General features: G+C 72.1%; 14 protein-coding genes and 1 pseudogene. 5 read left to right on the top strand and 10 right to left on the bottom strand.

What is annotated here, in order from left to right; translation table 11 throughout:
- Positions 1–9: 9 nt before the first annotated feature.
- Positions 10–859: pseudogene (locus tag J1C73_RS22425) on the bottom strand (SDR family NAD(P)-dependent oxidoreductase).
- 83 nt (positions 860–942) lie between these two features.
- On the opposite strand from J1C73_RS22425, the gene J1C73_RS22430 reads away from it, so the two are divergent.
- Positions 943–1,869 carry a cyclase family protein gene (locus tag J1C73_RS22430; RefSeq protein ID WP_207317998.1) on the top strand — a complete coding sequence of 309 codons (927 nt, stop codon included), beginning with the start codon at positions 943–945 and terminating at the stop codon, positions 1,867–1,869.
- A gap of 73 nt (positions 1,870–1,942) precedes the next feature.
- Here the strand turns inward: J1C73_RS22430 and J1C73_RS22435 are convergent, their stop codons facing one another.
- The 4 genes from J1C73_RS22435 to J1C73_RS22450 form a co-directional block, all read right to left on the bottom strand.
- Positions 1,943–2,497: an ATP-binding protein gene (locus J1C73_RS22435; RefSeq protein ID WP_241200103.1), complete on the bottom strand. Its 555-nt coding sequence runs from the start codon at positions 2,495–2,497 to the stop codon at positions 1,943–1,945.
- Between the two features lie 495 nt (positions 2,498–2,992).
- Positions 2,993–3,940: an acyl-CoA dehydrogenase family protein gene (locus tag J1C73_RS22440; RefSeq protein WP_207317999.1), complete on the bottom strand. Its 948-nt coding sequence runs from the start codon at positions 3,938–3,940 to the stop codon at positions 2,993–2,995.
- A gap of 7 nt (positions 3,941–3,947) precedes the next feature.
- Entirely contained in the window at positions 3,948–5,105 is a 1,158-nt protein-coding gene (locus tag J1C73_RS22445) for an acyl-CoA dehydrogenase (RefSeq protein ID WP_207318000.1), read from the bottom strand.
- 7 nt (positions 5,106–5,112) lie between these two features.
- Positions 5,113–6,306, bottom strand: a complete 1,194-nt coding sequence (locus J1C73_RS22450; protein ID WP_207318001.1) for an amidohydrolase family protein — start codon at positions 6,304–6,306, stop codon at positions 5,113–5,115.
- Between the two features lie 144 nt (positions 6,307–6,450).
- Between J1C73_RS22450 and J1C73_RS22455 the strand changes: the two genes are divergently transcribed.
- Positions 6,451–7,992: a class I adenylate-forming enzyme family protein gene (locus J1C73_RS22455; protein WP_207318002.1), complete on the top strand. Its 1,542-nt coding sequence runs from the start codon at positions 6,451–6,453 to the stop codon at positions 7,990–7,992.
- A 167-nt stretch (positions 7,993–8,159) separates the two neighbouring features.
- Here J1C73_RS22455 and J1C73_RS22460 read toward each other — a convergent pair whose 3' ends face one another.
- Positions 8,160–8,681, bottom strand: a complete 522-nt coding sequence (locus J1C73_RS22460; RefSeq protein ID WP_207318003.1) for an EF-hand domain-containing protein — start codon at positions 8,679–8,681, stop codon at positions 8,160–8,162.
- Positions 8,682–8,799: 118 nt separating this feature from the next.
- Positions 8,800–9,168: an STAS domain-containing protein gene (locus tag J1C73_RS22465; protein ID WP_207318006.1), complete on the bottom strand. Its 369-nt coding sequence runs from the start codon at positions 9,166–9,168 to the stop codon at positions 8,800–8,802.
- A 388-nt stretch (positions 9,169–9,556) separates the two neighbouring features.
- On the opposite strand from J1C73_RS22465, the gene J1C73_RS22470 reads away from it, so the two are divergent.
- Both J1C73_RS22470 and J1C73_RS22475 read left to right on the top strand, forming a co-directional pair.
- The gene (locus tag J1C73_RS22470; protein WP_207318004.1) at positions 9,557–10,153 is read left to right on the top strand and encodes an RNA polymerase sigma factor; all 597 of its coding nucleotides are present in this window, start codon (positions 9,557–9,559) and stop codon (positions 10,151–10,153) included.
- A gap of 59 nt (positions 10,154–10,212) precedes the next feature.
- Positions 10,213–11,514 carry a zf-HC2 domain-containing protein gene (locus tag J1C73_RS22475; RefSeq protein WP_207318007.1) on the top strand — a complete coding sequence of 434 codons (1,302 nt, stop codon included), beginning with the start codon at positions 10,213–10,215 and terminating at the stop codon, positions 11,512–11,514.
- 22 nt (positions 11,515–11,536) lie between these two features.
- Here the strand turns inward: J1C73_RS22475 and purU are convergent, their stop codons facing one another.
- Together purU and J1C73_RS22485 are read right to left on the bottom strand one after the other, a co-directional pair.
- Positions 11,537–12,439 (bottom strand): formyltetrahydrofolate deformylase, encoded by a 903-nt coding sequence (purU, locus tag J1C73_RS22480; RefSeq protein ID WP_123460911.1) that lies wholly within the window; start codon positions 12,437–12,439, stop codon positions 11,537–11,539.
- Positions 12,440–12,467: 28 nt separating this feature from the next.
- Positions 12,468–12,914, bottom strand: coding sequence for an SCO4402 family protein (locus J1C73_RS22485; protein WP_123460910.1), 447 nt, complete (start codon positions 12,912–12,914; stop codon positions 12,468–12,470).
- Positions 12,915–13,088: 174 nt separating this feature from the next.
- On the opposite strand from J1C73_RS22485, the gene J1C73_RS22490 reads away from it, so the two are divergent.
- Positions 13,089–14,369: an ABC transporter substrate-binding protein gene (locus J1C73_RS22490; RefSeq protein WP_207318005.1), complete on the top strand. Its 1,281-nt coding sequence runs from the start codon at positions 13,089–13,091 to the stop codon at positions 14,367–14,369.
- A 43-nt stretch (positions 14,370–14,412) separates the two neighbouring features.
- On the opposite strand, the gene J1C73_RS22495 is transcribed toward J1C73_RS22490, so the two are convergent.
- Positions 14,413–15,691, bottom strand: a 1,279-nt coding sequence (locus J1C73_RS22495; protein ID WP_242644540.1) for a hypothetical protein, incomplete at its 5' end; no start/stop codon positions are given.

Below are 15,691 nucleotides of genomic sequence, written 5' to 3' on the forward strand. Positions count from 1 at the left end.
CAAGCCCCCTCACGCATTCGGCCGCTTCGCGGCCCGCGCCGCCTCCGCCATCTCCTCCAGCTGCGCCAGCATCGGCATCGGGTCCGTCCCCACCGTCCCCGGCAGGAAGTCCGCGATGCGTTCCGGGGTCCACGCCTCCCCCTCCGCGTACCCCGCGCGCAGCTCCCTCGGCTGGGCCCAGACCGCGATCTTCGGGCCCGCGNNCCACGTCCTCCGGCTCGCCGATCTCCTTGAGTTCCATGGGGACATTGGCGGACATCCGGGTACGCGCCACCGGAGCGACCGCGTTCGCCGTGACGCCGTACTTGTGCAGGCCCAGCGCCGCGCTGCGGACCAGCGAGATGATCCCGCCCTTCGCCGCGCTGTAGTTCGCCTGCGCCACGCTCCCCTGGTGGTTGCCACTGGTGAAGCCGATCAGCGTGCCCGCGCCCTCCTGCTTGCGCATCACCGCGGACGCGGCCCGGAAGACGGTGAACGTGCCCTTGAGGTGGGTGGCGATCACGGGGTCCCACTCCTCCTCGGACATGTTGAACAGCATCCGTTCACGCAGGATGCCGGCCACGCACACCACCCCGTCGATGCGTCCGAACCGTGCCAGCGCGGTGTCCACGACCCGCTGCCCGCCGGCCATGGTGGAGATGTCGTCCGCCACCGCGACCGCTTCGCCGCCCGCCGCCACGATCTCCTTGACGACGGACTCGGCTATCTCGCTGGCGGGTTCGCCGCCCTCTATCGAGACGCCGTAGTCGTTGACCACGACGCCGGCCCCCTCGGCCGCCGCGGCGAGCGCGACGGCCCGCCCGATGCCTCGTCCGGCACCCGTGACGGCCACCACTTTGCCTGCCAAGAAGTTCCCCATGCCCGGCCCCTTCCCGCGGTTTCTGACGGACCGTTAGATTCTATGGGTCATCAGGTCCACCGGCACAAGCCCCAGGAGGCTCCATGTCACTGCCGGACGAGTTCCACGACATCGCCAAGCGCGTGAACAACTGGGGCCGCTGGGGTGCGGACGACGAGATCGGGACGCTCAACCTCATCACCGACGAGGTCGTACGGGAGGCGGCGGCCACCGTCCGCACCGGGCAGCGGGTGGCGCTCGCGCTGCCGCTCCAGCAGGACGGCGTGCAGAGCGGGCTGATCCAGGGGCGGATCAATCCGCTGCACACCATGGTCCAGATCAATCAGGAACTGTTCGGTCCCGGCACCGTCGCCACCAGCGACGACAGCGCGGTCCTGAGCCTCCAGACCGCCACCCACTGGGACGCCCTCACCCATGTCTCGCACTCGGGGAAGATCTACAACGGCCGCCCGGCCGACACCATCACCGCGCACGAGGGCGCGCGGTTCAGCGGCATCGAGAAGGCCCCGCACATCGTCTCGCGCGGGGTGCTGCTCGATGTGGCCCGCGCCCACGGGGTGGACCGGCTGCCCGGCGGCCACGCCGTCACCCCCGAGGACCTGGAGGCGGCCGAGGAACTGGCCGGGGTCCGGGTGCGGGCCGGTGACATCGTGCTCGTACGGACCGGGCAGGTGCAGGTCTATCTGGCCGGGGACAAGAACGCGTACGGCTATCCGTCACCGGGGCTGTCGATCCGGACGCCCGAGTGGTTCCGGGCCCGGGATGTGGCCGCGGTCGCCAATGACACGCTGACCTTCGAGATCTTCCCGCCGGAGATCGAGGACCTGTGGCTGGGGGTGCACGCGCTGGACCTGGTCGAGATGGGCATGCTGCAGGGCCAGAACTGGAACCTGGAAGAGTTGTCCACAACCTGTGCGGAGTCGAGCCGCTACGGCTTCCTGCTCTCCGCCATGCCGGAGCCCTTCGTGGGAGCCACCGGCACACCGGTCGCCCCGGTCGCGGTCTTCTGAGGAGCGACCGCGGCAGAACCGGGCCGGCGCAGGGCCGTGCCCCGCACCGCCGGAACCGGGGCCCCTGACGGACCTACGCGCGATGGGTGACCGCGTGCGACGCCTCGTACGCGGCGCCCGCCTCGCGCCCGCCGGCGTCGCAGCCGCCGGTGTCGCACGGGGCGGCGCCGTGCGCGCCCGCCCCCTGGGCGCAGGGCTGCATCTGCACCTGGATCAGCGGGATACCCCGGTCCACCTCGCACCAGATGCGCTTGCCGGCGCCCTCCGGCTGCCAGCCCCAGCGGTCGGCCAGTCCGTCGACCAGCTCCAGGCCCCGGCCGCCGGTGTCCTCGCCCTCCGCGTGCCGCTGCTGCGGCGGACGGCAGCTGGTGTCGGCCACCTCGACCCGTACGGTCCCGGCGTTGCCCGGCGCTCCCGTCGAGCCGAACAGCATCCGCAGCACGGCCGGACAGCCGGTGTGCACGACCGCGTTGGTGACCAGCTCCGAGATCAGCAGGATGAGCGTCTCGGCCAGCGGCTCGTCGTCTCCTATCCCGGACCCGACCAGCCTCGAACGCGCCCATCTGCGGGCCCGGCCGACCTCTGCGGGGTCGGCCCCGACCTCCAACTGAACCTGAAGCACCTGCACCGCTCACACCATCCGAACCGGCGGACACATCGCCTCGCGCCTCCTCAGGGTCACGGAACGTGATTCCCTTACGAGACAGCATGGTTGACGTACAGTCACCGCAACAAGCGCTTCGGGCATATTCCAGCGCGAAGGAGTACGCGTGGTGCATACTGTGCGACGCACGTTGCGGAGAGTCGAACAGAGGCGCTCGGAGACCGCGGAAACCCCGAAAATCGTTTCCCCGGCAGGCCGGGCCCCTCCGTGTGGATCACGAGCAGGGCACCTCTCGCGGACCGGAGCAGCCGTACAGGCCACATCCGGATCGCCAGGTTCCAGAACCACTCGCATCCAACGGAGCGTACCCGAGCCCGGCGCCGACTCCACCCCGTGACGAATCACGCAAAGGACACAAGCCGGTATCGGCGCAGACCGGCTGCACTGTGTTACTCCGCAGCGTGAACCTCAGGGGTCCGTCGCGTCACACGCACGCAGCGGGCGCCCGGCCGCCCGGGGTCAGGCCAGATCGGCGGCCAGCGCCTCCTCCGCGTCCGCCGCCGTCAGCCACTGCCCGGCCCGCAGCCAGGCCCGCTTGAGGTGCAGATGGACATCCGCCTCCCAGGTGAAGCCCATGCCGCCGTGCACCTGGAGGCAGTCGCGGGCATTGCCGACGGCCGCGTCGTCGGCGAGCAGCTTGGCCCCGGCGATCTCCACCGGGTCCGCGGTCACGGCGGCCGCGTAGACGGCGGTACGGGCCGTCTCGGCGCGCACCAGCATTCCGGCGCACAGATGCTTGACCGCCTGGAAGGTCCCGATCGGCGCTCCGAACTGTTCGCGTTCACCGGCGTGTTGAACCGCCGCCTCCAGGCTGCGGGCGGCACTGCCGAGCTGTTCGGCGGCGGTCAGCAGGGCGCCCTCGCGGCGCAGCCGCGCCCCTTCCGGCAGCGGTTCGCCCTCGTGCGCGGCCAGGTCCGGCACCCGCCACAGGGGGGTGCCCGGGTCGAGCGACCGCACGGGCCGGGCCTCCCGCAGGACCTGCCGCAGCGCCCCGCCGGTCAGCACCCGTGCCCGGTCCCCGTCCAGGACCAGCAGCGCGTCGGCCTGCGCCAGGTGCCCCACCGGCCGCCCGGCCTCCGCCAGCGCCACCACGGCCTCGCCCTCCGCCGCCCCCTTCACCACGCCCGCGGCGAGCTGGGTGGCGGCCAGGGGGCCCGGCAGGAGGGACCGCCCGATCTCATCGAACACGAGTACGGATTCGGGCAGGCCGAGCCCGACGCCGCCCGCCGTCCCGGGCAGCCGCAGCGCGAAGAGACCGGCCGCGCCGAGCTCCCGCCACAGCTCACGGCCGACGCCCCCGCCCCCGTCGAGCGCGGCCCGCATCCGGTCCCTGGCGAACCGGCCGGCGAGCAGTTCCCGTATCCCCGTGTGCAGGGCCCGCTGGTCCTCCGAGAGCCGGAAGTCCACTGTCCGCTCACCGCCCCTTCGGCAGGCCGAGAATCCGCTCGGCGACGATGTTCCGCTGGATCTGCGAGGTACCGGCCGCGATCGTGTACGAGAGCGAGGAGAGCCGGTCCAGCACCCACTCCCGGTCCAGGTCGAGGGAGTCGCCCGCGCCGAGCACCTCGGCCGCCGCCTCGTACAGCTCCTGGCGGGCGTGCGAGTAGCGCAGCTTGAAGACCGAGCCGCCGGTACCGGGGACTCCGCCGGTGCTCTGCGCCTCGCTGACGTTCCACTGGGTGAGCCGCCACAGCGCCCGGAACTCGGCGTTCAGCCTGCCCAGCCTCCGGCGCAGGACCGCGTCGTCCCAGCGCCCGCTGCGCCGCGCCTCGGCCGCCAGGGCGTCCAGGGTGCGGCGGCAGGCGACGACCTCGCCGACGAAGGCCGTACCCCGCTCGAAGGAGAGGGTGACCATGGTGACCCGCCAGCCGTCGTTCTCCTCGCCGACGCGGTGCGAGACGGGCACCCGCACCTCGTCGAGGAACATCTCGGCGAATTCCGTCGACCCGGCGAGTGTGCGCAGCGGCCGCACGGTGACGCCCGGAGCGTCCATCCGCATCGCGAGCCAGCTGATCCCGCGGTGCCTGGGCGCCGCCGGGTCGGTGCGCACCAGCAGCTCGCACCAGTCGGCGACCTCCGCGTGCGAGGTCCAGATCTTCTGCCCGCTCACCACGTAGTCGTCGCCGTCGCGCACCGCCCGGGTCCGCAGCGAGGCCAGGTCCGAGCCCGCCTCCGGTTCGCTGAACCCCTGGCACCAGACCTCGTCGCCGCGCAGCACCGGCGGCAGCCAGCGGGCCCGCTGCGCGGCGGTGCCCTCGGCGGCGATGGTGGGTCCGGCGTGCAGCAGCCCGACGAAGTTCGCCCCGACGTAGGGTGCCCCGGCGCGCTCAGTCTCCTCCAGGAAGATCAGGTGCTGGGTCGGGGTGGCGCCCCGGCCGCCCGCGTCGGCGGGCCAGTGCAGGCCCGCGTAGCCGGCGTCGTACAGCAGCCGCTGCCAGCCGGTGTCGTACGCCCGCCGCCCCGGCCAGTCGCCGGGGTCCGGCCTGCCGGGCAGCCCGGGGAGCGCCGAGGCCAGCCACTCCCGCAGCCGCGCCCGGAACTCCTCCTCCTCATCCGTGTACGAGAGGTCCACCGCGCGCCTACTTGTCGAGGTCCAGGCCGAGCATCCGGATCGCGTTCCCGCGCATCAGTTTGTGGACGGTCTCGTCGTCCAGCCCCTTGACGTGGTCGAGGGCGACCTCCTTCGTGTTCGGGAAGGTCGAGTCGACGTGCGGGTAGTCGGTCTCGAAGGTGGCGTTGTCCCGGCCGACGACGTCGAGCGAGGCGATGCCGTGCTTGTCGCGGAAGAAGCAGCAGAACATCTGCCGGTAGTAGTACGTCGACGGCGGCTCGGGGATCAGATCGCGCACCCCGCCCCAGGCCCGGTGCTCCTCCCAGACGTCGTCGGCCCGCTCCAGGGCGTACGGGATCCAGCCCATCTGACCCTCGCTGTAGGCGAGCTTCAGCTGCGGGAACCTCACCAGGACCCCGCTGAAGAGGAAGTCCATCATCGAGGCCATGGCGTTGTTGAAGGAGAGCGAGGCCTGTACGGCGGGCGGGGCGTCGGGGGACGCGGCGGGCATCTGCGAACTGGACCCGATGTGCATGTTCACGACCGTGCCGGTCTCCTGGCAGACGGCGAAGAACGGGTCCCAGTAGCCGGTGTGGATCGACGGCAGGCCGAGGTAGGTGGGGATCTCGGAGAAGGTCACCGCCCGCACCCCGCGCGCCGCGTTCCGCCTGATCTCCGCGACCGCCAGGCCGATGTCCCAGAGCGGGATGATGCAGAGCGGGATCAGCCGGCCACCGCTGTCACCGCACCACTCCTCCACCATCCAGTCGTTGTAGGCGCGGACGCACGCGAGCGCGACCTCCTTGTCGTGCGCCTCCGCGAAGGTCTGCCCGCAGAACCGCGGGAAGGTGGGGAAGCAGAGGCTCGCCTCGACATGGTTGAGGTCCATGTCCTTCAGCCGCTCGGCCGGATCCCAGCAGCCGCGCCGCATCTCCGCCCGGGTGATCCCCTCCAGCGTCATGTCGTCGCGGTCGAAGCCGACGGCGGCGATGTTCCGCTTGTACGGGAACTTGAGGTCCTCGTAGATCCACCAGTCGGTGGGCGGACCCTCGGGGTCCATCGTGATGACGTACTTGCCGCCGGTGTACGCCAGCTCGCCGATGCCCGCGGTCAGCGGCTGCGGACCGCGCTCGCGGTACTTGGCCGGCAGCCAGGTCGAGAACAGGTGCGGCGGCTCGATCACATGGTCGTCGACGCTGACGATCCGAGGCAGTTCCGTCATGGTGTCCCCTTCGGCGCACGCTTTTCTGATGACCCGTCAGATTGACGTCGCCCTCAGGCTAGCCCCGCACCCCTGGACCGACAAGGCGCAGCGCTCTACGCTCTCCGCACGATCTGACTACCCGTCAGCTGTGAGGGGTTCGCCGTGAACGAGACCGCACATGCCCTGGGAACATCGGGCACCTTCTGGGAGCTCATCGAACGCCGGGCCGCCCTGACCCCGGACCTGCCCTTCCTGATCCAGGACGACCGCACGCTCACCTTCGGCGAGCTGAGGACCCGCGCCGAGCGGGTGGCGGCCGGCCTGTACGGGATGGGGGTGCGGCCGGGAACCGTGGTCGCCTGGCAGCTGCCGACCCGGCTGGAGACGGCGCTGCTGTCCTTCGCGCTGGCCCGGATCGGGGCGGTGCAGACGCCCCTCATCCCCTTCTACCGCGACCGCGAGATCGGGTTCGCGCTGCGCGAGTCGAAGGCCGGGTTCTTCGCCGTACCCGGCACCTGGCGCGGTTTCGACCATGCGGCGATGGCCGGTCGCCTGGCGGCGGGGCTCGACCGCCCGCCGCAGGTCTTCGAGGCGTACGAGACCCTCCCGGACGGCGATCCGGCGATCCTGCCCCCACCGCCCGCCGACGGCACGTCGGTGCGCTGGATCTACTGGACCTCGGGCACCACCTCCGACCCGAAGGGCGTCCTGCACACCGATCGCAGCCTGATCGCGGCCGGCTCCTGCCTGGCCCACGCCCTGCGTCTGTCGGCGGCCGACATCGGCTCGATGGCCTTCCCGTTCGCTCATGTCGCCGGCCCGGACTATTCGGTGATGCTGCTGCTGTACGGCTTCCCCGCGGTGCTGTTCGAGCACTTCGCGATGCCGGACGCGCTGGCGGACTACCGGCGTCACGGGGTGACGGTCGCCGGCGGCTCCACCGCGTTCTACTCGATGTTCCTGGCCGAGCAGCGCAAGGCCCCGGACGAACCGCTGATCCCCACCCTGCGCCTGCTGGCGGGCGGCGGTGCGCCGAAGCCGCCGGAGATCTACCACGCGGTGGTCCGCGAGATGGGCGTCCAGCTCACCCACGGGTACGGCATGACCGAGGTCCCCATGATCACGATGGGCGACCCGGACGACACGGTGGAACAGCTCGCGGAGACGGAGGGGCGGCCGCCCGAGGGCATGGAGATCCGGATCACCGACGAGGACGGCAAGCCGCTGCCGTACGGCACGGACGGCGAGGTACGGCTACGGGGCGAGGCCGTCTGCAAGGGCTACCTGGCCTCCGCGAACCCGTTCGATGCCGAGGGCTTCCTGATCACGGGCGACGTCGGCCACGTCGGGCCGAGCGGGCACCTCGTCCTCACCGGACGGCTGAAGGACATCATCATCCGCAAGGGCGAGAACATCTCGGCGAAGGAGATAGAGGACCTCCTCGCCCGCCACCCCGGCGTGGGCGACGCGGCGGTGATCGGCCTCCCGGACGAGGAGCGCGGCGAACGCGTCTGCGCGGTGGTGGAACAGCCCCCGCACGCCGCCGCGCTCACCCTCCCCGAACTGACGGCCTACCTGCGCGGCGAGGGCCTGTCCACCCACAAACTCCCGGAACAACTGGAACTGGTCGACGCGCTCCCCCGCAACGAGACCCTCCGCAAGGTCCTGAAGTACCAGCTGCGCGACCGCTTCACGACCACCTGACCGGCACCGCCGGACGGGCTCGAAGTGTGCGGGCGCCCCGCGGCGCACCCGCGCCACGACAGCCCGTCCGGCGCTTGAGGACGGAACCCTTCGCCCCGGACCGGGGCAGGGCGCGAAGGGCGAGGACCGGTCCGGCCCAGGGACCCGCCCCGCCGCCCGCCCAAGGGCTACGCGTCGGGCTCGATCACCGTGAAGTACGCGGAGAACGCCGCCACCGCGTCCGCCTCCGCGATCCGCCCGTCCCGGTCCGCGTCCAGGCTCTGCGCGGCGAACGCCGCCGCGTCCGGGCTCGCGCCCAGCACCCGCAGCGCCCGCTCCACGGCGGGCACCGCGGCCGCACCGTCGTCGTCCTGGGCGGCCACGGCGAGCGCCGCGCGCAGGAAGGGGCGGGCGATCTCCGCGAACCGCTCGGGGCTGTCCCGGAGCCGTTTCACCGCGCCGCCGACGAACTCCGCACGGTTGACGCGCTGGTCCCCGTCCACGTCGGCGATGCCCGCCATGCCCTGCCAGAATGCCTCGGCCCCGCTGTAGAGCGCCTGGCCCTTGTCGCAGCGGGCCGTCGTACCGAACTCGGTGAGCAGACGGGCCGCGGCGGCGTTGAAATCCGCGCGATCGATGAATCCGTTGCCGTCCTGGTCGAAGGCGGCGAAGCGGAATGCGATCTTGCGCTCATACTCTGCGCTGTCCATGCGGGGAGCGTACGACGCCCACGGCGTTCACGTGTCATTAACCGGCCTCAGCGGTGCGACAACCCGGTACTGAACGACCGCTCCGGACAGCCGCCGGACGACCGCCGCGCGGACCGGTTCAGGCCGAGAGAGGCTGGGCTTCGTCGTCGACGGCCGAGTCCCAGTCGGGGTAGACCTCGAACAGCCGGCGTACGCCGAGCGCCGCGAGCACCCGGTTGACGTGGGAGCCGTCCTCCGCGCCCCGGGCGGGCAGGATCAGCCGCAGCCGGCCGCCGCAGGAACGCATCAGACGGCGGGAGGCGATCAGCACGCCGACGCCGCTGGAGTCGCAGAAGAAGACCTCGGAGAGATCGAGCACGACATCATGGCGGCCGACGGCGACCGCGTCGTGGACGGACTGGCGGACGGCCGGTGAGGTCACCAGATCCAGCTCACCGCGAATGTGCAGCACGGTCCACCCGCCCTGCTCGCTCCCGGCCACGCTCAGTGGCTTCCGGGAACGTTCCTGGGTGAGCCAGGGGGCGTGGGCGGTGGCAGCCGGCAGGTGGTTTCCAGGAGGGGATGGCTTTGTCACGCGACTGGGCCTCTCGTTCCGGGGATTCCGGGGAGTTCGCGATCCGGAAGATTGCGTTCCTCCTCGCGGCTGCCCCGGGGCACTCCCCATGAAACACCGCCTCCCCCAGGAAGGCCCAGAAGGGTTTCAGGCAGAAATGATCACTTCAGGTCTGATTCCACCGTCGAGGGAGCCGCATTCCCTACCATCCAGGGCGTCCGCACGGACGTACTTGCCGTAAAGGGACGTGCACGGCCAGTACGGCCGACTACATTCGATGTGACGAGGGGTACACGACGACGGGCACAGGGCTGGGGGTCTCATGGCCGATAACGCACCACCCCGCTGGGACCGCAAGATGCAGCAGCGGCTGGCGCGCGGAGAGGCGGCCGCCCTCGGGGAGCTCTACGACCGGTTCGCCTCGCTCGTGCACAGCCAGGCCCACCGGATGCTCGACGACGAGAGCGCCGCGGACCTGGTGACCCGGGAGGTCTTCGGGTACGTGTGGGAGAACCCCGACGCCTACGATCCCAAGCAGGGCTCGATGCGGTCCTGGGTGGCCCGGCTCACCCACCGCCAGTCGGTGCGGCGGCTGCTCAGCACCGCCACCGCGGGAACGTACGAGGACGCGCAGGACGGCGGGGACCGCGCGGACCCGGCCGATCTGGAGGAGCGGGTGCGCCGGGCCACCGCGGCGGCCCGCGCCGACTACATCGTCGCGTCCATGCCCGCACCGCTGCGGGTCGCGCTGGAGCTCGCGTACATCCAGCGCCGGGACTACCGGCAGACGGCGGCCGACCTCGGCGTCACCGAGGACGAGGCCCGGCGCCGGCTGCGGCTCGGGCTCCAACTGCTGTCCACGGCCCACACCCGGCCGCTGGAGGGCTCCGCACCGCCCGGATACGGGCGGCGGCTGTGACCGACGACGCGGAAGGGCCCGACGGCGACGGCCGCGAGCGCGGCGGGCAGGACGACGAGGTGCGGGGCGCCTGTCGCATACCGGGCCCGCGGGCCGCCGCGGACGACTTCGACAGGGGTCACGTGACGCCGCCACCCGCACCCCGGCCGCAATCCGAACCGCCGCCACCGGAACGGGCCGACGACCGTCCGGGTCAGCCAGGCCCACCCGGCCTGCCGAGTCCGCCGGCCCCGGTGCTCCCGCACCGCGTCCTGAAGGCGCTCCTCGGCGCGTGGGCGCTGGCCGCCTGCTCCGCCGAGGAGACCGAGGCCGTCGAGGCGCACCTCACGGAGTGCGCCCCCTGTGCGGACGAGGCGCTGCGACTGCGCGACGCGGTCGGGCTGCTGCACACCGACGGCAGCCTGGACCTCGATCCGCTGCTCCGGTCGCGGGTGCTGGAGACCTGCCTGAGCCGTCGGCCGGCCAAGATCCCGGTGCCCGGCTGGGCGGCCCCGTACGACGCGGAGACCGCCCGGCTCGACGCGCTGCTGCGCGACATCGGCGCCTCCGAGTGGCACGCCCCGGTACGGCTGAAGTGGTTCGAGGGCGAGCACGCGGTCAACCGCAAGACGACGGTCGCCGGCGTCATCGGCCACCTCATGACCGTCGACGGACTGATCAGCACCGCCCTGGGCCTCGACGACCCGCTCGCCGACAGCGTCCCGGGCGTTCCGCGCCGGGGCCCCGGACCGGCGCTCGCGCCCACCGCGCGCACCGAGACGTACTGGTCGGCGGCCCGGCGGCCGCCGACCCGCGCCGTCCGCGAACCGTGGCGCGGCCAGAGCCACACCCTCATCCGCACCGTGTCCTTCGCGGGCCGCGGAGTCTCGGACCTCTCTGTCTCCTACGGCGACTTCGCGCTGCCGCTGCAGGACGCCCTGCTGGACCGTGCCTTCGAGTGCTGGGTGCACGGCGGGGACATCGCGGAGGCGGTGGACTATCCGTACGAGGCGCCCTCCGCGGCCCATCTCAACCGGATGATCGACCTGGCGGCCCGGATGCTGCCCGCCGCCCTGGCCGGGCGGCGGCAGGCGGGGCTCGCCGGTCCGGCCCGCCGGCTGGTGACGGCCGGTTCCCCGGGCCGCTCGCTCCATCTGGAGGTCGAGGGCCTGGGCGGCGGTGACTGGTACATCGCGCTGGATTCACCGGCCGCGGTCGGCTCCCCCGACCACGCGGTGGCCCAGGTCGCGCTGGACGGCGCCGAGTTCTGCCAGCTGGTGGCGGGTCATGTGCCGCCCGTGGAGGCGGCGGCCGGCCAGCGCGGGGACCGCGAGGCGATCCAGGACGTGCTCTTCGCGGCGGCCTCGCTCAGCAGACTGTGAGACCGGCCGCCGCCCGGACGGCCTACGGGAAGACCACCGTGCGGCGGCCGTTCAGCAGGATGCGCCGCTCCGCGTGCCACTTCACCGCGCGCGCCAGCGCCTGGCACTCCACATCACGCCCGATGGCCACCAGCTGGTCCGGCGTCACGCCGTGGCCCACCCGCTCGACCTCCTGCTCGATGATCGGCCCCTCGTCGAGGTCGGCCGTCACGTAGTGCGCCGTCGCACCGATCAGCTTCACGCCGCGGGCGTGCGCCTGGTGGTACGGCTTGGCGCCCTTGAAGCTCGGCAGGAACGAGTGGTGGATGTTGATGATCCGGCCGCTCAGCTGCTTGCACAGATCGTCCGAGAGGACCTGCATGTAGCGGGCCAGCACGACCAGCTCCACGTCCTCCTCGCGGACCAGCTCCAGCAGCCGCGCCTCGGCGTCCGCCTTGTTGTCCCTGGACACCGGGATGTGCCGGAAGGGGACGCCGTACGAGGCGACGAGCTCGGCGAAGTCCGTGTGGTTGGAGACGACCGCGGCGATCTCGACCGGCAGCGCCCCGATCCGGGAGCGGAACAGCAGATCGTTCAGGCAGTGGCCGAACTTGCTGACCATCAGCACGATCCGCATCCGGTCCGAGGACCGGTGGATCTGCCAGTCCATCCGGAAGGAGTCACCGATCGCGGCGAAGCTCGCCCGCAGCTTGTCCGCCGTCACCGGGCTGTCCGCCGAGAAGTGGACCCGCATGAAGAACAGACCCGTGTCGTGGTCACCGAACTGCTGACTGTCCTCGATATTGCAGCCGGTCATGAAGAGATAGCTCGACACGGCGTGCACGATGCCCATTTTGTCGGGGCACGAGAGCGTGAGGACGTACTGCTCGGACGCGGCGTCCGGGACAGCGGAGGCAACGGAATCGGCGGGCTGCGGCGCGGTCATCCCCGTAGGGTGCCACACCGCCCGGATCTCAGGCCGTTCTGGTCATGATGCGGAGCACGTCCAGCGAACGCGGCGGCACGTCCGGGTCCTCGCCGTCGTTCGAGGCGAGCAGCACATGGGCCTCGCGGGCGGCCCGGACGGCCTCCGGCCAGCCGTGGTGCTCCAGATAGGCGGACACCTGGGCGTCCGCGCCGACCTGGTGCATGATGCGCAGCACCCGCAGCACCGCGACGTCGACGAGGGCGGCCTCGCCGGAGTCCCGGAAGACCGTGCCGACGTATTTCTCGGCGGACCAGTTGTCGAGCCAGGTGTCCTCGACCAGGCGGTACACGGCGTCGGTGACGTCGCCGTATCCCTCCCGGCCGGCCAGCCAGCACTCGTGGTGGAAGACGGGGTCGGAGAGCATGTGCAGCGCCGAGCGCACGTTGCTGCGCCAGCGCCACCACGGAATGTCGTTGAGCGGCATGCCGCCCATGGTGGAGGAGCGACGGCCGCGACGGGAAGTGTTCTCGGAACCTGGCTGCACAGCTGTCGATCGTACGTTCCCTTTCCGGCCTCCCGTGCGGCCCCCTGCAATTCACCCGGATGTCACCGAGCGTTGAACGCGGCACACTGCGGCGTTACCCCCGGGCGGGAATCGTCTGTCCCCATGACCGGACGGCAGCGCCCCATCCCTTCCCGCCCTTCGAGGCTGCTCATCAGCACAGTGGCGGCAGGGGCCTTGCTGATGACCGGCTGCGGTGTGCTCCCTGGGGCATCGGGGGACTCCAGGGAGCCCGTCACCGTCGTCACCTGGGCGCCCAGCGGCGTGTCCGGCCCGGACACGGCCAACATGGCGGGAATGACCGCGATGGCGCAGGCGTACGCCCGCTGGGTCAACGGCGACGGCGGGCTCGACGGACACAGGCTGCGGGTGGTCACCTGCGACGAGGAGGACACCTCGGCCGGCGCGGGGAACTGCGCCCGGCTGGCCGTCGAGAAAAGGGCCGTCGCGGTCGTCGGCTCCTACAGCCGGCACGGGCGGGCGTTCATGGCGCCGCTGGAGGTGGCCGGGATTCCGTACATCGGCGGGTACGGCGCCTCCGAGGAGGAGTTCCGAAGCTATCTGTCCTACCCCGTGACCGGCGGCCAGTCCGCGCTGCTGGCCGGCAACGCCAAGCAGCTGGCCCGCAGGTGCGACCGGGTCTCCCTGGTGCGTCCGGACACGCTGGGCGGCGACGGGCAGTCCTGGCTCCTGAACACCGGCCTCACCGCGGCCCGCCGGCCCGCGCCGCTCGACATCCGGGCGGCGGAGACGGCCACGTCCTACGACGACGCGGCCGGCCGGGCACTCGCCGGGGCGGGCGCGTCAGGCGGATGCGTGACGGCCGTGCTGGGCGACCGCACGGAGACCTTCTTCGACTCGTTCCGGCGGCTGGAGCCGGCGACCGGGACGGTCAGGATCTCCTCGGTGCTCGGCAGCGTGGGCCAGCCGCTCATCGACCGCACCGGCGGCCGCGACAGCCCGTTCGAGGGCGCGTACGTCACCGGCTGGTACCCGGACTCGGGTGACGCCCGCTGGAACCTGATGCGGAAGGTGATCCGCGAGCACGCCTTCGGCGACAACCGGATCGACCCGGACGACACGGGCGTGCAGACCACCTGGATCGCCTACACCGCCCTGAAGTCGATCGTCGAGTCCCTGCACGAGCCGGGGATCACCGCCTGGAAGGTCACCAAGGCCCTCAACAAGGGCATCCGGGTCAGCACCGGCGGCCTCACCCCCGAGCTCCGCTGGCGCTACGAGGACATGCTCGGCTCGGACTCGTACCCGCGCATCGTGAACAGCAAGGTGACGTTCCAGGTCGTGCGCGACGGCAAGCTGGTCGCCGAGAAGAAGGGCTTCGTGGATGTGACGAAGACCCTGTCGGACGCGAGCGCGACCGGCTGAGACGGGCCGGCCCGGTCCGGGCCGCCCGCCCCTGCCGCCGGGCTCAGAGCGCGGTTGCCTCGCGCTCGGTCAGGCCGTACTTCGACGCGATGGTGTTCCACAGCCCGGACGCCTCGCGCTTGGCCTTGCTCGCCTCGCCGCTCTGCACGGTGGCCTGCTGCGTCTGCGGAGTCGTACGGGCCCTGCCGTGCTTGCAGACCTTCTTGCTCTTGGCCTGCTCGGCCCAGGCCGCGTAGTGGTCGTCGGCGGACGCGGACGCCTGCCAGGCCTTGGTGAGCGAGGCGGTCAGCCGGCCGTTGTCCGGCAGCTTGTCGACCGACAGGTCCTTGAGCCGGGTGACCAGGTCGCGGCGCTGCTGGGCGGCGCCCTTCAGATCGGCCACGGCCTGGTCCAGGTCGGTGCAGGTCTTGGTCTTCTCCACCGCGCCGATGACCGCGGCCCGGCTGTTGTTGCTGTCCGCGAGCAGCTTGTCCAACGCCTCGGCCTGCTGCTTCGCTGGGTCGGCCGCGGCCTTGGCGGTGGGCTGGGTGGCGGGTGAACTCGCGGACGCCACCGGCTGCTTGCTGTCCTTGCCCTTGTCGTCGTCGCCACCGCTCAGCAGCGCACCGGCGCCGAGCCCGATCACGGCACAGCCGACGACGACCGCGGCGATCAGGGGGACGTGCGCGGGTCGCTTGCGCCGCTCGTCGCGCCCCTCCGAGGGCGGCCCGCCCTCGGGTCCGGTGTACGCGGGCGCCTGCTGGTACGCCTGCGGGGGCTGCTGGGGGCCCTGGTTCTGCGGGGGCAGCTGCTGCGCGGGGTCGAACCGGGGCATCTGCTGCGTGGCGCCCGCGGGCTCGTCACTGCGGAAGAGGTTGTCGAACTCGGCCGGCGGCGGGCGCTCACCGGGCGTCCCGGGCCTGATCCCGTACGGGGCGCCACCGGGCACCGGGGGTATGTACTGGGTCGCGTCGGAGTCCTGGCCGCCCTGCGGGGGCGGTGCGGCGTGACCACCGGCGGGCGGCTGCTGGTACCCCTGCTGCTGGCCCCGGCCCAGGTACCGGGTCGACTCCGCGGGGTTCTCCGGCGGCAGCCCGCCCGGCGCGGGGCCCGAGGGCACCGGCGCGATGTACTGCGTGGCGTCCGAGTCCCCGCCCATGCCCATGCCGGGCACCGCCTCGGGCGGCAGCGGCTGGGCGTAGGTGCCCTGCGGCCCGGCGGGCGGCAGCGGCAGCGGCTGGCCGTACGCCGGTCCCTGCTGCCCCTGGTCGTACTGCCCGTGCTGCTGCTCCTGGCCGTACGCCGGTGCCTGGTGCCCCTGGTGCCCCTGGTCGTACTGCCCG

It is taken from the genome of Streptomyces laculatispora (assembly GCF_017353455.1).
In the GTDB taxonomy this organism is placed as follows: domain Bacteria; phylum Actinomycetota; class Actinomycetes; order Streptomycetales; family Streptomycetaceae; genus Streptomyces; species Streptomyces laculatispora.